The organism is Burkholderia sp. Bp8994 (genome assembly GCF_003853805.1).
In the GTDB taxonomy this organism is placed as follows: domain Bacteria; phylum Pseudomonadota; class Gammaproteobacteria; order Burkholderiales; family Burkholderiaceae; genus Burkholderia.
Map to the genome: position 1 here is coordinate 17,637 of NZ_QTQH01000005.1, position 19,461 is coordinate 37,097.

Consider the following 19,461-nt stretch of genomic DNA (forward strand, 5'->3'; position numbering starts at 1 on the left):
CAGCAACGGCGTAATTCTTGCCATTCAGTCGCCGCACGCAGCATTTCCGACCGTATTGAGTTGTTTTTCGCTTCGTCAGCGCGAATCAGGGTGAGTTTTGTCCTGATTTTGAGATAGTGTGACGAATGTGCGAGCGCCGGTGCCAGGCGCGCACCGTCCGATGGACCGGCAGCGGAAGAATGCGCCGCGTCGTTTCGATACATGCATTCAGGCCAGACTTTGAGGGGAAGCAGTGGGGATGTGCACTCACGGGCATAGCTGCTTTGGGCGCGTCGACAGCGGCGCGCTTGATCACCGGACGACCACGACGATGCGGAGCCGCGCATGAAGCCGGCCGTGTCGCTGTTCGTCCTGTCGCTCGCCACGTTCGGCGCGTTTCATGCGGCCGCGCTGTCGGCCGCGCCGATGCCGGCCGCGTCGGCATCCGTTTCGGCGTCCGCCGGCAGCCCGGCCACGCCTGCGCTTGTCGACGGCGCGGCCGCATCGAGCGCATCGGCCGCATCGAGCGCCGCCGGCGCGACGCCCGCCGGCCTGCCGGCGACGACCGTGCAACTGCCGTTCGCGTCGCTCGGCGCGTTCGATCCGGTGCACCTGCGCGGCGCCGACGATGCGCGCACGATCCATGCGGGCGTGCGGCTCGACCGCGTGGTCACCGGCGCGCGGCTGCGCCTGACCTATGCGTATTCGCCGTCGCTCGTGTTCCCGATGTCGCACCTGAAGGTTTCGGTGAACGACGAGGTGGTCGCGACCGTCCCGTTCGACGCGACGCGCGCGGGCCGCACGGTCACGCAGGACATCCCGATCGATCCGCGCTACTTCTCCGATTTCAACCAGATCGGCCTGCGCCTGATCGCGCACTACTCGCTCGATCACTGCGAGGACCCGTCGAGCTCGGCGCTGTGGGCCGACGTGAGCCCGACGAGCGAGCTGATCCTCGACGAGTCGCCGGTGCGCCTGCCGAACGATCTCGCGCTGCTGCCGGCGCCGTTCTTCGACCGGCGCGACAACGGGCGCTTGCGGCTGCCGTTCGTGCTGCCGGCGTCGCCCGACTCGGCGACGCTGCGCAGTGCCGGCGTGCTCGCGTCGTGGTTCGGCGCGCAGGCCGACTACCGGCAGGCGCGCTTCCCGGTCGCGGCGACGCTGCCGGCCGACGACCAGGCGGTGGTGGTCGGCACGGCCGCGACCTTGCCGGCCGGCCTCGCGCTGCCGTCGGTCAACGGCCCGCTGCTCGCCGTCGCCGACAACCCGGCCGCGCCGGGCCGCAAGCTGCTGGTCGTGACGGGCCGCACGGCAGCCGAGGTCGACGATGCGGTCGCGGCGCTCGTGCTCGGCCGCGCGGCGCTGTCGGGCCCGGCGGCGACGGTCGCGCACGTCGATCTCGGCGCGCCGCGCAAGCCGTACGACGCCCCGCGCTGGCTGCCGGTGAACCGGCCGATCGCGTTCCGCGAACTGGTGTCGGATCCGCGCGAACTCGAAGTGCGCGGCACGTCGCCGGACGCGATCCGGCTGAACCTGCGGGTGCCGGCCGACCTGCATTCGTGGAACGGCTCGGGCGTGCCGATCACGCTGCGCTACCGCTACACGGCGCCGACCGTGCAGGACAACTCGACGCTCGCCGTCGAGATCAACGAACAGCTCGTGAAGTCGTACCGCCTCGGGCCGGCCCATGCCGAAGACGCGCGCGGGCGCATGCAACTGCCGCTGCTGGCGGTGCCGGAAGGGCGCGTGACGAGCGATGTCGATATCCCGGCGTTCCGCGTCGGCAGCGGCAACCAGCTGCAGTTCCGCTTCACGCTCGATTCGCAGAAGACGGGGCTCTGCTCGAGCACCGCGACTGAGCCGCAGCGCGCGGCGATCGATCCCGATTCGACGATCGACTTCTCGCACTTCGTCCACTACGCGCAGTTGCCGAACCTCGCATTCTTCGCGAACAGCGGCTTCCCGTTCACGCGCTTCGCCGACCTGTCGCAGACGGCGGTCGTGATCCCGGACCGGCCGTCGCCGCAGGAGCTGGAAACCTACCTGACGATGCTCGGCCACATGGGGCAGTGGACCGGCTTCCCGGCGCTGCGCGTGCAGGTCGCGCGGCCCGGCGACGTCACCGCGCTGGCGGGCCGCAAGGACCTGCTCGTGATCGACGGCTCGCCCGCGTCGCCGCTGCTGTCGCACTGGCGCGCGGCGCTGCCGCTGGCGATCGACCAGCAGGCCGGCACGGGCGCGACGCGTGTCGCGTTCTCGGTGAAGGAGCGCTGGCGCAATGGCGTCGGCATGGCGGACGGTGGCGCGCATATCGAACAGACGGGCGCGCTCGCCGCGCTCGCCGGGTTCGAACTGCCGGGCAGCCACGGCCGCAGCGTCGTCGCGCTGACCGCGACCGACCAGACGCGCCTGGCCGACCTGCTGGACGTCTTCGAAAAGCCGGGCCTCGTGTCGCAACTGCAGGGCGACCTCGCGCTGGTGCGGCCGGGACAGGTCGACAGCCTGCGCGTCGGCGATCCGTACGTGGTCGGTTTCGTGCCGTGGTATGCGCGCGTCTGGACGCAGGCGGCGCGGTACCCGGTGGCGCTCGGCGTGGTCGGCGTCGTCGCGGGGCTGTTGCTCGCGCTCGGCGTGTTCAGCGTGCTGCAGAAAATCGCCGCGCGCCGCCGGGGGATGTAACGGATGATGGCTTGGGCATTCGCAAGGCGACGGGCAGCGCGGCCGGCGCGGCGGGGCGGCACGACGCTCGTGCTGGCCGTCGCGGCGGCGTGCACAGCGGCCGGGGTAGCCGGGACGGCCGGGCGCGCGCAGGCGGCGCAAGGCGGTGCGGCCGACGTGCGGTGCGGCGCGGCGTGGCCGCGCTGGGACGCGTTCAAGCGCGATTTCGTGTCGGCCGACGGCCGCGTGATCGACGTCGGCTCGGCCGATTCGCGCACGGTATCGGAGGGGCAGGCGTATGGACTGTTCTTCGCGCTCGTCGCGAACGACCGACGCACGTTCGACACGATCCTCGCATGGACCGAGAACAACCTCGCACAGGGCGACCTGAGCGCCCGGCTGCCGGCGTGGCTGTGGGGCCGCGCGCCGGACGGCACGTGGCGCGTGCTCGATGCGAACGCGGCGTCGGATGCCGATCTCTGGATCGCCTACACGCTCGTCGAAGCCGGGCGGCTGTGGCACGAGCGCAGCTACACCGCGCGCGGCGCGCTGCTCGCGAAGCGCGTGCTCGACGACGAGACGGCCAGCGTGCCGGGCCTCGGCCTCACGCTGCTGCCCGGGCCGACCGGGTTCAAGCTGGCCGATGGCCAATGGCGCGTGAACCCGAGCTATTCGCCGCCGCAGGTGATCCGCGGGCTCGCCGCGCGCCTGCCCGACGAGCGCCGCTGGGCCGCGCTCGCGGCCAGTACCGGCCGCGTGCTGCTCGACACCGCGCCGAAGGGCTTCTCGCCGGACTGGGCGTTGTATCGCGCGGGCGCGGGCTTCGGCCCCGATCCCCAGACCCATGCGGAAAGCGCGTACAACGCGATCCGCGTGTACCTGTGGGCCGGCATGCTCGATCGCGCCGATCCGCTCGCCGCGCCGCTGCTCGCGCGCTTCGCGCCGTTCGCCGACCATATCGCCGCGCATGGCGCGCCGCCGGAGAAGGTCGACACGACGACCGGCGTCGCGGGGCCGAACGACGGCAATGGCGGCTTCTCCGCGGCGGCCGTGCCGTTCCTCGACGCGCGCGGCCAGCATGCGCTCGCCGATGCGCAGGCGGCCCGTGTCGATGCGCTCGCGCGCCAGGCGGCGCCCGGCTACTACACGAGCGTGCTGACGCTGTTCGGCCTGGGCTGGCGCGACGGCCGCTACCGGTTCGGCGCGGACGGGTCGCTCGCTGCGCGCTGGGAGGACCGTTCATGCGCGGCCCGATGAAGCGCACCGCACCGCGCGTCGCGGGGTTCGCGTGGCTCGCGTCGTCGGTCACGGCGGCGGCGCCGGCCGCCGTCGCCACACCCGCGCCCGCGTTGCCGAAAACCGTCGCGCCGAAGGCCATCTCGGCGCCGGCGCCGGCCACGACCGACCTGCCCGACGCGCAGCGTCAGCTCGCGACCGCCCGCATGTGGGGCGCGAAGCATCGCGACGACCTCGCGCGCGACGCGCTGCGCAAGGGGCTCCTGATCGCGCCGGACGATCCCGAACTGCTCGCGGAACAGATGCGGGTGCTGCTGCGGCTCGGCGACGCGCAAGGCGCGCAGGCCGCGCTGGCACGCCTGCAGGCCCGCGCGCCCGCGGCGCCCGGCACGCGGCGCGCGGCCGACGAATACCGCGTCGCGACGAGCGGGCGCGGCGAGATGGCGCAGATCCGCCTGCTCGCGCGCAGCGGTCGCGCCGACGAAGCGGCCCGGCGGATCGTCGCGCTGTTCCCGAACGGCGCGCCGTCCGGCGCGCTCGGCGCCGAGTATTACCAGATCGTCGCGAATGCGCCGGGTGGCCGCGAATCGGCGCTCGCCGCGTTGCGCCGCGCGGTCGCGGCCGACCCGCAGGACACGAGCGCGGCGCTCGCGCTCGCGCGGCTGCTGAACCAGCGCGCCGATACGCGCGCGGAAGCGAACCGCATCGCGTGGTCGCTCGCGAAGCGCGCCGACGCCGATCACACGGAAGCGATGGCCGTGTGGCGACGCGTGCTGCAGTCCGCCGGCAGCGATCCCGCGTATCTCGATGCGCTGCACGCGTATCTCGCGCTGGTGCCGGACGACACCGAATTCCGCGATCGCAGCGCCGAACTCGACCGGCAGCGCGACGCGCAGCGCCGGCTCGAACGCGACCCCGACTACATCGCGCAGCAGCGCGGCTTGCAGGCGCTCGCGCGCGGCGACCTGGCCGGTGCCGATCCGCTGCTCGCGCGCGCCGCGCAGGCGCGCGCCGGCGACGCCGATGCGCTCGGCGGGCTCGGCCTGCTGCGCTTGCGCGAAGGCCGGCACGACGAAGCGCGCGCGCTGTTCACGCGCGCCGCGGCGCTGTCGACCGACCAGCGCGGCAAGTGGCAGAGCCTCGCGCGTACCGCGCAGTTCTGGGGGCTGCTCGCGCAAGGCCGCGCGGCGGCGTCGGCCGGGCGGCCGCAGGATGCCGAGCGCGCGGCGCGCGCCGCCCTCGCGATGCAGCCCGACAGCCCGGACGCGAAGCTGCAGCTCGCCGACGCGCTGCTCGCGCAGCGCGACTGGGCGCGCGCGGAGCCGTTGCTGCGCGAACTGCTGGCCGCACGTTCGCCGAACGTGTCGGCGGTGCGCGGCACGGCGATGCTGTACGAGAGCACCGGCCGCGCGGACCGCGTCGGCCCGCTGCTCGACGCGCTGCAAGGCCGCGTGACGGGCAGCGACGATCGCCGCGCGCTCGACGGGCTGCGCGCCGACCTGCTCGCGAGCCAGGCGCGCGCGCTCGCGGACAAGGGCGAACGCGGGCCGGCCGTGCAACGCTACGAGGCGGCCGTGCGCGCGGCGCCCGACGCACCGTGGACGCGTTTCGCGCTCGCGCGGCTGTATCGCGACATGGGGCTGCCGCAGCTCGGCCGCACGGTGATGGATGATGGGCTTGCGCAAAGCGATACGCCCGAGATGCGCTATGCGACCGCGCTGTATCGCAACTCGCTCGACGATGTCGCCGGCGCGCAGGCCGCGCTCGCGGGTGTCGACGATGCTCAGCGCTCGGACGGCATGCGTGCGCTCGCCCGCAAGCTCGACGCGCAAAGCGCGCTGGCCGACGCGCGCGGCGCGCTCGGCCGCGGCGATCGCGCGGCGTTCGCCGCGTCGCTCGCGCATGCGCAGGCGAGCGCGCCGGACGATCCCGACATGCTGGCCGCGATCGGCGCGCAGTGGATCGACGCGGGCGAGCCCGAGCGCGGCCTCGCGCCGTTGCGCGACTGGATCGCCGCGCATCCGCGCGAGGCCGATCCCGACGTGCGGCTGCGCTACGGCGACCTGCTCGGCAGCGCGGGGCGCGACGACGCGCTCGCCGCGTGGCTCGACACGCTGCGCCGCGAACCGGCGCTGACGCCGGCACAGACCGCGCGCATCGAGGATCAGTCGCTGCGGCTCGTGCTGCGCCGGACGGACGACGCGATCGCGCAGCAGGACTATGCGCGCGCGCGCACGCTGCTCGATCGCGCGAGCCCGGCCGGCCGCGCGGACAAGCGCTATGCACTCGAGCTGGCCGATCTCGAACGCGCGCAAGGTCACTACGACGCGGCACGCGACGCGCTCGCGCCCGTTATCGCGCGCACGCCGGACGATGCCGACACGCAGCTCGCGCTCGCGCGCATCGACGAGGACAGCGGCCAGCGCGCGGCCGCGCGCGCGCGCGTGCAGGCCGTGCTGGCGCGCACGCCGGACGACGACGTCGATACGCGGCTGTCGGTCGTGCGCCGGCTGAACGCGCTGCGCCGCCCGGACGAAGCCGCGCAGGTGATCGACCCGCTGCAGGCCGCGTATCCGGCGCGCGCCGACGTGACGGTTGCCGCCGGGCGCGTGGCCGAGGCGCAGGGCCGCTACGACGATGCCGCGTCGCTGTACCGGCTGTCGCTGTCGCAGGAACGCACGAGCGGCGTGAGCCCGGGCCGCGACGGCCGCACGCCCGCGCAGGCCGCGTTCGCGGATCTCGAACAGCGGCGCGATCCGGAGATCGAGATCGGCTGGCTGCCCGCGTACAAGTCGGGCGACGAAGGGATTTCCGCGTACCGCGCGCAGCAGGTGCCGATCTACGCGCAGATGCCGGTGCGCTACGACGGGCACGCGTTCCTGCAGCTCGACACCGTGCATCTGGACGCCGGCACGCTCGATACGAGCGTGCCGAACGCGTATTCGCTGAAGACCTTCGGCACCTACGGCGCGCTCAACGCGCTGGCCGGCTCGTCGCTGGCACCGTTGAACCAGCAGGCCGCCGCGTTGATCGCGCATCCGCAGGGCGACCTGCACCAGCCGATGACGGGCGTCGCGCTCGGCGCCGGCTATCGCACCGATGCGTGGCGCGTCGATCTCGGCACGTCGCCGCTCGGCTTCCCGGTGCATTACCTGGTCGGCGGCGTGCGCTACCGCTTCGACGCGGGCCCGGCGAGCTTCACCGTGAACGCGTCGCGCCGGCCGGAAACGAGCAGCGTGCTGTCGTATGCGGGGATGCGCGATCCGTGGACGGGCGCGGTGTGGGGCGGCGTGCGCCGCGACGGCGTGAACCTGCGCGCGGCGCTCGACGTCGGCCGCGTGAACCTGTTCGCGGAACTCGGCGCGGGCGTGCTGTCCGGCCGCAACGTCGAGCGCAACGCGGAAGTCACGCTGCGCTCGGGCTTCACGGTGCCCGTGTACGAACGCGCGACGATGAAGGTGAGCACGGGGCTCGTCGGCAATGCGTGGCACTACGCGCAGAACCTGCGTTACTACACGTACGGGCAGGGCGGCTACTACAGCCCGCAGCGCTACCTGTCGCTCGGCGTGCCGCTCGAGTGGGCGGGGCGGCGCGACGCGCTGTCGTGGGACCTGACCGTCACGGGCGGGATCTCGAACAGCTACGAGAAGGATTCGCTGTTCTACCCGACCTTCGCGGACCAGCGCGCCGCGCAGGCGGCGGCGGGGCTCGTCTACGCGGGCAGTTCGACGCGCGGCGTGTCGTTCTCGTACGGCGTGAACGGCATCGTCGAGTATCGCGTGAATCCGCACCTGAGCGTCGGCGCGCAACTGCACGTCGACCGGTCGCACGACTACGCGCCGAGTTCGGCGCTCGTGTACCTGCGCTATGCGTTCGACGCACGCGCGGCGCGCAGCTGGCTCGTCACGCCGACGCCGGTGCGGCTTTATTCGGATTACTAGGGGACTGGGAGAACACGTGAATACGGAACTCGATGCAACCCGTCCCGCGCTCGGCGCCGCCGGCCTGCTGGGCCGCCTGCGCGCGCTGCTGCGCACCGGGCCGGCCGGCGGCCGCGCCGGCCCGCTGAGCCGGCTCGCGATCGACGGGCTGCCCGACACGTGGACGCAGCTGGAAGCGGGCGGCCTGTACGCGATCTATGCCGCCGCCGGCACGCCGGCGTGCGATGCGCTGGTGTGGGAAAGCGCGCGGCAGTCGCGCACGCGCGACGTGACGGTCGTGCTGTCGCGCGCCGCGGCGCACGTTGCCGCGCAGCTGCAGGCGCGCGGTTTCTCGGGCGGCGCGCAGCCGGCCGGCTGGCCGCGCAACCTCAACGTGCTGGCGATGCCGCCCGCGCCCGCGGCGGCCGACGGCGATGCCGCGCGCGAGCCCGGTGCGCCGCGCCGTGCCGCGCCCGGTCCGTTCGCGCGGCTCACGGGCGGCTTGCGCGCGATGAAGCGCTACGGTTTTCGCGCGCGCTCGCTGTATTTCATCGAAGGCGCGCAACGCTGGTTCAGCTGGGACGATCCGACGGCGCTCGCGGAAGAAGCGCACGCGCTCGCCGACTGGTGCCGCACGCACCGGATCGCGCTGGTGCTGCTGGTCGATCCCGAGATCGTGCGCACCGGCGCCGATCCGGACACCGATGATCCGCCGCTCGTGCGCGACGCGAATCGCGCGCCACGCAGCGGCTTTCACGGCGTGTGCGCGGGCGTCGCGCAGCTGCAGCGCACGCACGGCGAGCTGCTGTGGGTCGTCGATTTCTGGCGCGCGGGCGAGACGCTCGCGGCCGGCGAAGTGCGGCCGCTGCGCTTCGCGCCGGGCGGCCGGCTCGCGGCGATCGTCGACGGCGCCGCCGCCGAACCGCTGCGCCGGATGAAGCTCGCGACCGACGAGGATCGCGTCGTCGTCAGCCGCGCGGTGCTCGACGAAGGCGGACGCGTGCCGGCCGACTGGGAAATCGTCGACGACAACGCGGCGGTCGTCGCGGCCTGCGCACGCGCGCAGGCCGCGACCGCGGTGCTGGCGTTCCGCTCGCATGCGCAGCTCGAGACGCTGTGCGCGGCCGTTCACACGCTGCGCCGGCAATGCGGCGGCGCGTTGAAGATCGCCGTGGTCGAGCGCGGCGAGGTGCTGCGCCAGCAGTTCGAGATGCTGGTGCTGAGCGTCGGCGCGAACCGCGTCGTCGCGCGCGACCTGCCGGTGACGCGGATGCACGCGGCCGTGCACGCGCTGCGCGGGCAGCTCTATGCGCGGCCCGTCACGCCCGACTATCGCGCGGCGCTCGCGGCCGCGCTCGGCGATTCGGTGCTCGGCTACCTGCCGGTCGGCGCGTTCTGCCTGCGGATTCGCGCGGTGCTCGATCGCGGCGCCGTGCTCGCGCTGCCGCATACGCTCGCGAAGATCGCGCTGCTGCCCGGCGTGTCGCACGTCGATGCGCTGCGGCACTGCCGGCCGCGCCGCGCGGGCGACGTCGTGACGGCCGATGCCGGGCACCTGTACGTGTTCCTGTTCGCGTGCGAGCCGGCCGATGCCGAGGATGCGCTCGCGCGTATCTTCGACGTGCCGGTCGAGACGCTGTCCGATCGCGTCGTGTGTCTCGGGCAGGGCAGCATCGACACCGAGCTCGATGCGCTGAAGGCCGAGAACCGGCGCGCGCCGATCGCCGACTACAGCGACCTGTTCGCGACGGCGCAGCCGGCGGATGCGGCACGCGCGCCGGGCGAACGCGCGGCGGATGCCGCGGCGCGTGCCGAACCGGGCGCCGACGGCACCGTGGCCGGCGGGGCCGGCGTGGCCGCCGCGGGCGGCGCGGCCGACCGGCACGTCGATGCGCCGCCGCACGCGGTTCACGCCGACGATGCGACGCCGGCCGCCGACATGCCGGGCGATGCGCCGGCATTTCCTGCATTTCCCGTCGCGCACACGCGCGGCGCCATCCGCAGCGCGATGCCGCTGCGCAAGCCGGAGGGCGCATGATCGCCGAACTCGTCATCGGATTCATCGTCGGCATCGCGATCGCGGTGCCGGTGTGGCTCGTCGCGCAGCACCTGGGCCTCGGCCGCGGCTTTCATGCGCCGCGCGGGCTGCAGCGGCGCGACGCGGTGCCGTGCGAACTCGTGCCGGTCGCGCTGCGCGGGCGCCTGCTGCCCGATGCCGATCACGCCGGCGGGGCGGCGCCATGAAGACGATCGCCGTCACGTCGACGACCGGCGGCGCGGGCCGCACGACGCTCGCGGGCGCGCTCGCGGTGCTGCTCGCCCGTCGCGGCCGGCCGGTCGTCGCGGTCGAGTTCGACGCGCAGAACCTGATGGGCGCGACGCTCGGTCTCGACACGCTGGCCGAGCACGGGCTCGCGCACAGCCTGCTCGGTGACCCGGGTAACGCCGCGCCGTGGCACGCGCATACGTGGCGCAATGCCGACGGCGTGCTGTTCGTCCCGTACGGGCAGGTCGACGCGGCGGGCGCCGCCGCCTGCGATGCGCGGCTCGCGGCCGATCCGGCCTGGCTGTCGCGCGCGCTCGACGAGATCGCGCTGCCGCCTGACGGCGTCGTGCTGGTCGACACCGCGCGCTATCCGTCGCCGCAGGCCGAGCAGGCGATTCGCCGCGCGGACCTGACGCTCGTCGTCGTGCCGCCCGAACCGGCCGCGTGCGCGACCGTTGCCGCGCGCCTCGACGCGCTGCGGGCCGGCGGCGGCGACCTGCAGATCGTCGTGAACCGGCTGAACCCGGCGCGCGACATGCAGCGCGATGCGCTCGCGATGCTGCGCGCGGTCGCGGGACCGGCGTCGATGCTCGAGCAGCGGATTCACGTCGATGCGGCCGTGCCCGAAACGCTCGCGCGCGGCAGCTGGATCTTCGACGACGCGCCGTATTCGCAGGCATCGCACGACCTGAACGGCGTCGCGAACTGGGTCGACGCGTGGCTCGCGGCGGCCGCGGCCGGCCGCACGGGAGCGCGGCGATGAAGGCCGCGTTCGCGTCGCGCTGGCGCGCTGCGGCCCGGCGCGCGACCGACTGGTGCGCGCACGGGATCGGGCTGCCGGCCGAGCGCACGCTGCTCGACTGGCTCGTGCGGCTGTTCTTCCACGCGCCGCCGCCCGGCCGGCCCGATCCCGTGCGCCGCCGGGCACGCATCGCCTTCCTGTGGCTCGCGCAAGAGTGGGGCGTGCTGCAGCCGCTGAGCACGCGCGAATGGCTGTGGCGCGCGATCGTGCGCGCGCCGCGCGCAGCCGATGGCCGGCCCGCGCGCGATCCGCTCGCGTGGTTCGACACGTTCGTCGTGCCGGTCTACGTCGCGGCGCGCGCGCTCGGCCGGCGCCTCGACGCGTTGCTCGCGCGTCTGCCGTGGGCTCGTTGGGGCGGCTGGCTCGACGCGCGCGCGCACGGCGTCGGCCGGCACCGCTGGCTCGCGCCGCTGCTGCTGATCGCCGGCGCGCTGATGTGGGCCGCGGCCGGGATGTCGCCGCTGATGCCCGGCGCGCAGTTCGCGTTCTTCGCGATCGTCGCGGTGCTGGCGCTCGCGCTGCGCCGCCTGCCGGGCCATCTGCCGACGCTTGCGCTCGCGTCGCTCGCGCTGCTCGCCACCGTCCGCTACGTGTGGTGGCGCACGACCCAGACACTCGATTTCCGCAGCCCCGTCGAGGCGTTCGCCGGCTACCTGCTGTACGGCGCCGAAGCCTATACGTGGATGATCCTGCTGCTCGGCTTCGTCCAGACCGCGTGGCCGCTCGACCGGCCGATCGTGCCGCTGCCCGACGACCCGGACACCTGGCCGAGCGTCGACGTCTACATCCCGACCTACAACGAACCGCTGTCGGTCGTGAAGCCGACCGTCTTCGCGTCGCAGAGCATCGACTGGCCGGCGGCCAAGCTGCGCGTGTACCTGCTCGACGACGGCCGGCGCCCCGAGTTCGAGGCGTTCGGGCGCGAGGCGGGGATCGGCTACCTGACGCGCGACGACAACCGCCACGCGAAGGCCGGCAACATCAACCGCGCGCTGCCGAAGACGCACGGCGAATACATCGCGATCTTCGACTGCGATCACGTGCCGACGCGCTCGTTCCTGCAGACCTCGATGGGCGTGTTCCTGCGCGACCCGAAATGCGCGCTGGTACAGACGCCGCACCATTTCTTCTCGCCCGATCCGTTCGAGCGCAACCTCGGCACGTTCCGCGAGATCCCGAACGAGGGCAACCTGTTCTACGGGCTCGTGCAGTCGGGCAACGACCTGTGGAACGCGACGTTCTTCTGCGGGTCGTGCGCGGTGCTCAAGCGCACCGCGCTGGAGGAGGTAGGCGGCGTCGCGGTCGAGACCGTGACCGAGGACGCGCACACCGCGCTCAAGCTGCACCGCCGCGGCTACACGTCGGCTTACCTGCCGACCGTGCAGGCGGCAGGCCTCGCGACCGAGAGCCTCGCCGGCCACGTGAAGCAGCGCACGCGCTGGGCGCGTGGGATGGCGCAGATCTTCCGCATCGACAATCCGTTCCTCGGGCGCGGGCTCGGCTTCATCCAGCGGATCTGCTACGGCAACGCGATGCTGCATTTCTTCTACGGGATCCCGCGGCTCGTGTTCCTGACGATCCCGCTCGCGTACCTGTTCTTCCACCTGTACTTCATCAATGCGTCGTCGGTCGCGCTCGCGAGCTACGTGATCCCGTACCTGGTGCTCGCGAACGTCGCGAACTCGCGGATGCAGGGGCGCTATCGCCACTCGTTCTGGGCCGAGGTCTACGAATCGGTGCTCGCGTGGTACATCGCGCTGCCGACCACCGTCGCGTTCTTCAGCCCGCAGCACGGCAAGTTCAACGTGACCGACAAGGGCGGCAAGATCGACGAAGGCTACGTCGACTGGTCGACCTCGAAGCCGTACCTCGTGCTGTTCGCGCTGAACGTGCTCGCGATCGCGGCCGGCCTGTGGCGGCTCGTGGCCGACCAGGGCGACGAGGCGTCGACGATCCTGATCACGCTCGGCTGGACCGTCTACAACCTCGCGATGCTCGGCGCGGCCATGGCCGTCGCGCGCGAGACCAAGCAGGTGCGCGTCACGCACCGGATCGCGATGCGCGTGCCGGCGACGCTGCTGCTCGCCGACGGCTCGACTGCCGCATGCTTCACGAGCGACTACTCGACCGGCGGCCTCGGCCTCGAAGCGGTGCCGGGGCTGCCGCTCGCGGTCGGCGACACGCTGACGGTATGCGTGACGCGCGGCGACCGGCCGTTTCCGTTCCCGGTGCGCGTGAGCCGCGTGACGCCGACCCACGTCGGCGTGAGCTTCGAGGCGCTGACGCTCGAGCAGGAGCGCCAGCTCGTGCAGTGCACGTTCGGCCGCGCGGACGCGTGGCTCGACTGGCACGCGAGCGCGCGCGCGGACACGCCGCTGCGCGGGCTGAAGGAAGTGCTGCGCGTGGGCCTGGACGGTTACGTACGGATGTGGAAAGGTGCGGCGCGCGGCGTGCAGTCGATGTTGGCACCGAAGCTCGATCGGGCGCGCGACTGACGCGGCGCCCATCACGGAGTGGTTTAGATGACGTTCTGGAATCTGTATTTCATCCTGAAGTTCGCGCTGTTCGCGACCGGCCACCTGCAGCCGCTGTGGCTCGCGAACCTCGCGTTCGCGCTGGCGCTCGCGGCGAGCGCGCCGATCCGGGCGCGCGTGTGGCGCATCGTGCGACAGCTCGCCGCGCTCGCGATCGCGGTGCCGCTCCTTGCGCGCGAGCTGCATGCGCCGCCGCTCGCGCGCCTTGTCGATGCCGCGCGCGAGGTCAGCACGTTCCGCCTCGACTACTGGATGGAGCTGCTGCCGCGCCTGTTGCCGCCGCTGCTGGTGCTGACCGTGGCGGGCGTGCTGATCGTCTATTTCATCGTCAACCGCTGGGTGCGCGTCGCGACCTTCGTGCTCGCCGCGCTGGTCGTGATGCCGCTGTGGCAGGCCGGCAACGGGCTGATGGCGCGCGTCGTCGCGCCGCTCCCGCAGCAGCAGGCCGACGCCACGGGCGGGCGCGCCGGCCAGCCCGAGGACCACAACGCGGCGCTCGCGACGTTCCGCGCGCAGGAGTCGCAGCGGCAGGTCGCGTTCGGCCATCTCGGCAACGATCCGGCCGCGCAGTTCGACGTGATCGTGCTGCACGTGTGCTCGCTGTCGTGGGACGACCTCGATGCCGCGAAGATGCGCAATCACCCGATGCTGAGCCACTTCGACTACCTGTTCAACAACTTCAGCACGGCGGCGAGCTACAGCGGCCCGGCCGCGATCCGCGTGCTGCGCGCGAGTTGCGGGCAGGAAGCGCACGCGGACCTGTACAAGCCCGCGCCGCAGCAGTGCCACCTGTTTTCGCAACTCGCGTCCGCCGGCTACACGGTGCAGTCGCTGCTGAACCACGACGGGCACTTCGACAACTTCCTGCAGGTCGTTCACGACAACATCGGCGTGCCCGACGCGCCGATGATCTCGAACGCCGCCGCCCCGGTCGCGATGCATGCGTTCGACGGCTCGGCGATCAAGGACGACTACGGCACGCTCGCGAACTGGTACGCGCAGCGCGCGTCGGTGCCGGGCCCGGTCGCGCTGTACTACAACACGATCAGCCTGCACGACGGCAACCGCGTGGTGGGCAGCTCGCTCACCAGCATCGATTCGTATCCGCAGCGCGTGACCCGGATGATGAACGACTTCGACCGGCTCGCCGACCTGATCGCGCAGTCGGGACGGCGCGCAGTGATCGTGTTCGTGCCCGAGCACGGCGCCGCGCTGCGCGGCGACAAGAACCAGGTGGCCGGCCTGCGCGAGATCCCGACGCCGCGCGTCGTCCACGGGCCGGTCGGCGTGCGGCTCGTCGGCTTCACCGGCAATCACGGCACGACGACCGTGATCGACCAGCCGACGAGCTTCCTCGCGCTCGCGCAGCTGCTGTCGAACCTCGTGTCGAACAGCCCGTTCAAGCCGGGCGCGACGCTTGCGCAATATGCCGCCGACCTGCCGCGCACGCGGATGGTCGGCGAGAACGAAGGCACGGTGACGCTGCAGACGAGCACCGGCTATGCGGTTAAGACTCCGGACGGCGTATGGATCGACGAACAGTAAACATCGGCGATGGCGACGACGATCGCCTGTCGCAACCGAACGACGTGCTAGGCCTCGCGCGGCACCTGCCTGCGCTGGATCCGGCCCGCTACGTCGACGAGCAGGCGCGGCGCGCATTCGTCGAATCGCTCGAGCGCTGGCCCGTGCTCGCGAAGCTGATGGGATTGAGGCGGTAAACGCAAGGCGGCCGGCGTGAATGCCGGCCGCGCTGCATCGATGCGCCGACCGCTATCGGCTCACCGCGGGCTCACTGCGCGCGGCGCTCCGGCTGGCGCGTCCATTCGTTTTCCTCGCCCGGCACCTTGCCGAAGGTCTGCGCCGCCCACGCGTGGCGGGCCGCCTCGATCTTCGCGCGCTCGCTCGACACGAAATTCCATTCGATGAACCGCTCGCCCGGCAGGTGCGCGCCGCCGAGCAGCATCACGCGCGCGCCGTTCGCGCTGGCGAGCGCGACGTTCGTGCCGGGTTCGAGCACGGCCATCGTCGCGGGGGCGAGCGGCGTGCCGTCGATCGTGAGGTCGCCGTCGACGAGATACACGCCGCGCTCGTCGTGTTCCGCGTCGAGCGCGAGCTGCCCGCCCGCGGCGAATTCAGCATACGCATAGAGCGTCGGCGAGAACACCGCGACCGGCGACGTGAGCCCGAACGCGGTGCCCGCGATCACGCGCACGTGCGCGCCGTCGCGCGTGAACGACGGCAGCGTGTCGGCCGCGTGATGCACGAATGCGGGCGCGGTGTCCTCGTGCTCGACCGGCAGCGCGACCCAGGTCTGGATCCCGTGCACCGGCTGTTCATGCGGGCGGTCCTCGTCGGGCGAACGCTCCGAATGGACGATGCCGCGCCCGGCCGTCATCCAGTTCACGTCGCCGGGCACGATCTTCTGCCGGAAGCCGAGGCTGTCGTGATGCATCAGCGTGCCGTCGAACAGGTAGGTGACGGTCGCGAGGCCGATGTGCGGATGCGGCAGCACGTCGATGCCGCTGCCGGCCGGCAGCACGGCCGGCCCCATCTCGTCGAAGAAGATGAACGGGCCGACGAGGCGCGCGGCGCGCGCGGGCAGCACGCGGCGCACGACGAGGTTGCCGATGTCGCTCTCGCGCGGCGTGAGCAGGGTCTTGATCGATGCGGACATGGTGGGTCTCTCGTATCCGGTGGGTCAGGCGATTGCCGTATCGATCGTGATCGGGTGCGTGAGGATCTTGTGCACCGGGCACGCATTCGCGATCTGCAGCAGTCGCTCGCGCTGCTCGTCGGTCAGGTCGCCGTCGAGCGTGATGCGGCGCACGATCGTGCTGCCCGCGCTACCCGATTCGTGCGCGAGCTTCACGTGCACTTCGGCGAGCGGCCAGCCCTTGCGTTGCGCGTACATCTTCAGCGTGATCGCGGTGCACGCGCCGAGGCTCGACAGCAGCAGCGCGACGGGCGTCGGTGCGGTATCGCCGCCGCCGAGCGACGCCGGTTCGTCGGCGCGCCACTGATGGACGCCGTCGGTGAAATGGACCAGGTAATCGACCGAGCCGATGCTCGCTTCGACGGACAGTTCGCTCATTGCAATTCCATGTGGGGAAAGGGAAGGCGGGCCGGCCGGGGAGGGCCGGGCAGGCCGGACGTTACGGTTCGAGCAGGCGCTGCAGCCGCAGTTCCTCGAAATCCAGCTCGGATTCTATGCGGTGCAGCACCGCGTCGTCGACCCGGCCGTCGCGATGCAGCTCGAGCAGCGCATCACGCGACACGCCGACCAGCTCGAGCTCGACGCGCAGCATCCGCGCGCGCACGTCCGCCGGTTCTGCGCCGTCGCGGTGCGCGCGTTCGTTGAACGCGACGCGGCTGCGGTATTCGGTCAGCAGCCGGTCGAGCGATGCGCGTTCGAGGCTCGTGCCGCGCTGCTCGCGCGCATCGAGTTCGGCGAGCGCCGCGCCGAACGTATGGGCGCGCACGGCATGCTCGGACATCGTGTGCCGCGCGGCCGGGCGCAGCTTCAGCACGCGGATCAGCGGCGCGAGCGTGCCGCCTTGCACGACCAGCGTCGCGATGATCAGCAGGAACGTGCTGAACAGGATCAGGTCGCGCCCAGGGAAGTTGCCCGGCAGCGCGATCGCGGCCGCGAGGCTCACGACGCCGCGCATGCCGGACCAGCCGAGCACGACGGCCTCGCGCCACGACCACGGCGCATGGCCCGCGCGCGGCGCGCGCAGGCGGCCCGGCAGCCACATCGCGACGAACACCCACACGACGCGCGCGGCGATCGCGGCGGCGGTGGCCGGCAGCGCGACGCGCAGGCCGGCCATCAGCACCGCGCCTTCGTGGTTCACGCCGGCGAGGATCGCATGCAGCGCGAGGCCGATCAGGATGAACACGAGCGCGTCGAGCACGAACACGATCGCTTCCCAGGTCGCCTTCGCCTTGATCCGCATGTCGGCGCCGAACACGCGATGCTGGCGCACGCCGAGCACGAGGCCGCAGGTCACGACCGACAGCACGCCCGAACCGTGCACGGCTTCGGCGATCCCGTAGCTGCCCCACGCCATCGCGAAGGTCACGACGATCCCGAGCATCGGCTCGCGCAGGCGCTGCAGCACCCAGCACATCGCATGGCCGCACGCGAGGCCGACCGCGATGCCGATCAGCGTGAGCGAGAAGAACAGGCCGGTGGCGCTCGCGGTCGTGATCGTGACGGCGAGCGCGGCCGAGACGGCCATCTGGTACAGCAGCAGGCCCGATGCATCGTTGACGAGGCTTTCGCCTTCGAGCACCGCGACGAGCCGCGCGGGCAGCGGATGGCGCTGCAGGATCGCCTTCGCGGCGACCGCGTCGGGCGGCGACACGATCGCGCCGAGCGTGAAGCACGCGGCCCACGGCAGCGCCGGATTGGCCGCATGCACGGCGAGCGCGACCGCAACCGTCGTGAACACCACCGCGCCGAGCGCGAGCGACGCGATCGACGCGAGCTCGTGGCGGAATTCCTTCCACGCCGTATAGAAGCCGCTCGACATCAGCAGCGGCGGCAGCACGGCCACGAGCAGCAGCGCCGGATCCATGTCGGGCGTGCGCTTGCCTGCGATGGCCACCACGCAGCCGCCGAGCAGCAGCACGACGGCCGGCGGGATCGACACGCGCTCCGCGAGCCAGGTGAGCGCGCCCGCGCCGCAGATCAACAGCAGCAGGTAGTGGAACAGCTCGACGTTGGTCATGCGCGACGCGTGCGGCTATTGCGGAGCGTGCGCGTCACGACGGCTTGCGTTCGTTCGCGCTGCCGCCCGGCAGCGCGCCGAACATGTGCTGGCTGCACTTCGCGTCGCGCCATGCGGTGTTCAGCCGGTGGCCCGCGAGCATGCGCCGCGCGACGGGCAGGATCTGTTCGCCGGCCAGCATGCCGAGCAGGCCGACGAGCGCGATGACCGGCGGCGCGGGCGAGTTCACGCCGAGCGCGCCGTAGATGACACCGGCGAGGATGCCGGCGAGCAGCGAGAAGACGTACGGTTTCATGGTGGAGCGTCCGGTGATGGGCGAGCGGCACCGAAACGGCGCCGTCAAGGTTTTGAAAGCGTAGCGGGTTTGCGTGAAGAAAAAAAGAGCGGGCCGCTTCCAACGGGCGCCGTTTCCGGAATCGCATCGATTCCGTTTCTTGGGTGGTCGCGCCGGGCGTTTGCGGCTTAAATAATGCGAGCCGGATGACGATCCGGCGCGATGTGCCGCCGGCTCCTCCCGTTTTCACGGTCGAGGCGGGCCCTCTCTTTTCGTTCACAGGACGCCATGCGCCATGAGCAATCCGAAGCTTGAAGTACTCACTCCGCACAACAGCCAGCTGATCTTCATCGACCAGCAGCCGCAGATGGCGTTCGGCGTGCAGTCGATCGATCGCCAGACGCTGAAGAACAACGTCGTCGGCCTCGCGAAGGCCGCGAAGGTATTCAACATCCCGACCACGATCACGACCGTCGAAAGCGACAGCTTTTCGGGCCACACGTATCCCGAGCTGCTCGACGTGTTCCCGAACCAGAAGACGCTCGAACGCACGTCGATGAACTCGTGGGACGACCAGAAGGTGCGCGACGCGCTCGCCGCGAACGGCCGCAAGAAGGTGGTCGTCTCGGGCCTGTGGACCGAAGTCTGCAACACGACGTTCGCGCTGTGCGCGATGCTCGAAGGCGACTACGAGATCTACATGGTCGCCGACGCATCGGGCGGCACGTCGCAGGCCGCGCACGATTTCGCGATGCAGCGCATGGTGCAGGCCGGCGTGGTGCCGGTCACGTGGCAGCAGGTCCTGCTCGAGTGGCAGCGCGACTGGGCACACCGCGAGACGTACGACGCGGTGGTCGCGATCGCGAAGGAGCACTCGGGCGCGTACGGCATGGGCATCGACTACGCGTACACGATGGTCCACAAGGCACCGCAGCGCACTGCGACGCCGCACGAGTCGATCCCGGCCGTGCCGGCGAAGTAACGGGCAGCCGGACGGAATGGCCGCGGCCGGCGTGCGCGATGCACGCGACGGCCGCGGGGGTCGCGGGCCGCCGC

14 protein-coding genes are annotated in these 19,461 nt (G+C 72.1%); 10 read left to right on the forward strand and 4 right to left on the reverse strand.

The annotated features are described in order from the left end of the window. Window positions 1-324 precede the first annotated feature (324 nt). Genes bcsB through DIE04_RS06325 form a run of 9 tightly spaced genes read left to right on the forward strand, consistent with a single transcriptional unit; the run spans window position 325 to window position 15,116 of the window. Entirely contained in the window at window positions 325-2,658 is a 2,334-nt protein-coding gene (bcsB, locus tag DIE04_RS06285) for a cellulose biosynthesis cyclic di-GMP-binding regulatory protein BcsB (protein ID WP_124523903.1), read from the forward strand. A 6-nt stretch (window positions 2,659-2,664) separates the two neighbouring features. Then, complete coding sequence (bcsZ, locus tag DIE04_RS06290) at window positions 2,665-3,894, forward strand: cellulose synthase complex periplasmic endoglucanase BcsZ (RefSeq protein WP_124523921.1); 1,230 nt, start codon at window positions 2,665-2,667, stop codon at window positions 3,892-3,894. Then, complete coding sequence (locus DIE04_RS06295) at window positions 3,879-7,814, forward strand: cellulose synthase subunit BcsC-related outer membrane protein (protein ID WP_124523901.1); 3,936 nt, start codon at window positions 3,879-3,881, stop codon at window positions 7,812-7,814. The genes bcsZ and DIE04_RS06295 overlap by 16 nt, the downstream gene beginning before the upstream one ends. A 16-nt stretch (window positions 7,815-7,830) precedes the next feature. Further along, the gene (gene bcsE, locus DIE04_RS06300) at window positions 7,831-9,831 is read left to right on the forward strand and encodes a cellulose biosynthesis protein BcsE (RefSeq protein WP_124524300.1); all 2,001 of its coding nucleotides are present in this window, start codon (window positions 7,831-7,833) and stop codon (window positions 9,829-9,831) included. Further along, window positions 9,828-10,037, forward strand: a complete 210-nt coding sequence (locus tag DIE04_RS06305) for a hypothetical protein (RefSeq protein WP_124489491.1) — start codon at window positions 9,828-9,830, stop codon at window positions 10,035-10,037. The genes bcsE and DIE04_RS06305 overlap by 4 nt, the downstream gene beginning before the upstream one ends. Beyond that, window positions 10,034-10,822, forward strand: coding sequence for a cellulose biosynthesis protein BcsQ (bcsQ, locus tag DIE04_RS06310; protein ID WP_044846131.1), 789 nt, complete (start codon window positions 10,034-10,036; stop codon window positions 10,820-10,822). Before DIE04_RS06305 ends, bcsQ begins: the two co-directional genes overlap by 4 nt. Further along, window positions 10,819-13,356, forward strand: a complete 2,538-nt coding sequence (gene bcsA, locus DIE04_RS06315) for a UDP-forming cellulose synthase catalytic subunit (RefSeq protein WP_124524107.1) — start codon at window positions 10,819-10,821, stop codon at window positions 13,354-13,356. Before bcsQ ends, bcsA begins: the two co-directional genes overlap by 4 nt. A 27-nt stretch (window positions 13,357-13,383) precedes the next feature. Continuing rightward, window positions 13,384-14,940 carry a cellulose biosynthesis protein BcsG gene (gene bcsG / locus DIE04_RS06320; RefSeq protein WP_124524105.1) on the forward strand — a complete coding sequence of 519 codons (1,557 nt, stop codon included), beginning with the start codon at window positions 13,384-13,386 and terminating at the stop codon, window positions 14,938-14,940. Then, window positions 14,922-15,116, forward strand: a complete 195-nt coding sequence (locus DIE04_RS06325; RefSeq protein ID WP_124524103.1) for a hypothetical protein — start codon at window positions 14,922-14,924, stop codon at window positions 15,114-15,116. Before bcsG ends, DIE04_RS06325 begins: the two co-directional genes overlap by 19 nt. Before the next feature lie 71 nt (window positions 15,117-15,187). On the opposite strand, the gene DIE04_RS06330 is transcribed toward DIE04_RS06325, so the two are convergent. The 4 genes from DIE04_RS06330 to DIE04_RS06345 all read right to left on the reverse strand — a co-directional run bounded on the left by DIE04_RS06330 (window position 15,188) and on the right by DIE04_RS06345 (window position 18,426). Beyond that, window positions 15,188-16,072, reverse strand: a complete 885-nt coding sequence (locus DIE04_RS06330) for a pirin family protein (RefSeq protein WP_124524101.1) — start codon at window positions 16,070-16,072, stop codon at window positions 15,188-15,190. Between the two features lie 24 nt (window positions 16,073-16,096). Then, complete coding sequence (locus DIE04_RS06335; RefSeq protein ID WP_059467735.1) at window positions 16,097-16,489, reverse strand: OsmC family protein; 393 nt, start codon at window positions 16,487-16,489, stop codon at window positions 16,097-16,099. 61 nt (window positions 16,490-16,550) lie between these two features. Next, complete coding sequence (locus DIE04_RS06340; protein ID WP_124524099.1) at window positions 16,551-18,131, reverse strand: sodium:proton antiporter; 1,581 nt, start codon at window positions 18,129-18,131, stop codon at window positions 16,551-16,553. 34 nt (window positions 18,132-18,165) lie between these two features. After that, entirely contained in the window at window positions 18,166-18,426 is a 261-nt protein-coding gene (locus DIE04_RS06345; RefSeq protein WP_124524096.1) for a XapX domain-containing protein, read from the reverse strand. 274 nt (window positions 18,427-18,700) lie between these two features. On the opposite strand from DIE04_RS06345, the gene DIE04_RS06350 reads away from it, so the two are divergent. Further along, on the forward strand, window positions 18,701-19,387 hold the full coding sequence (locus tag DIE04_RS06350; RefSeq protein ID WP_124572940.1) for a hydrolase: 687 nt from the start codon (window positions 18,701-18,703) through the stop codon (window positions 19,385-19,387). The last annotated feature ends 74 nt before the right edge of the window (window positions 19,388-19,461 follow it).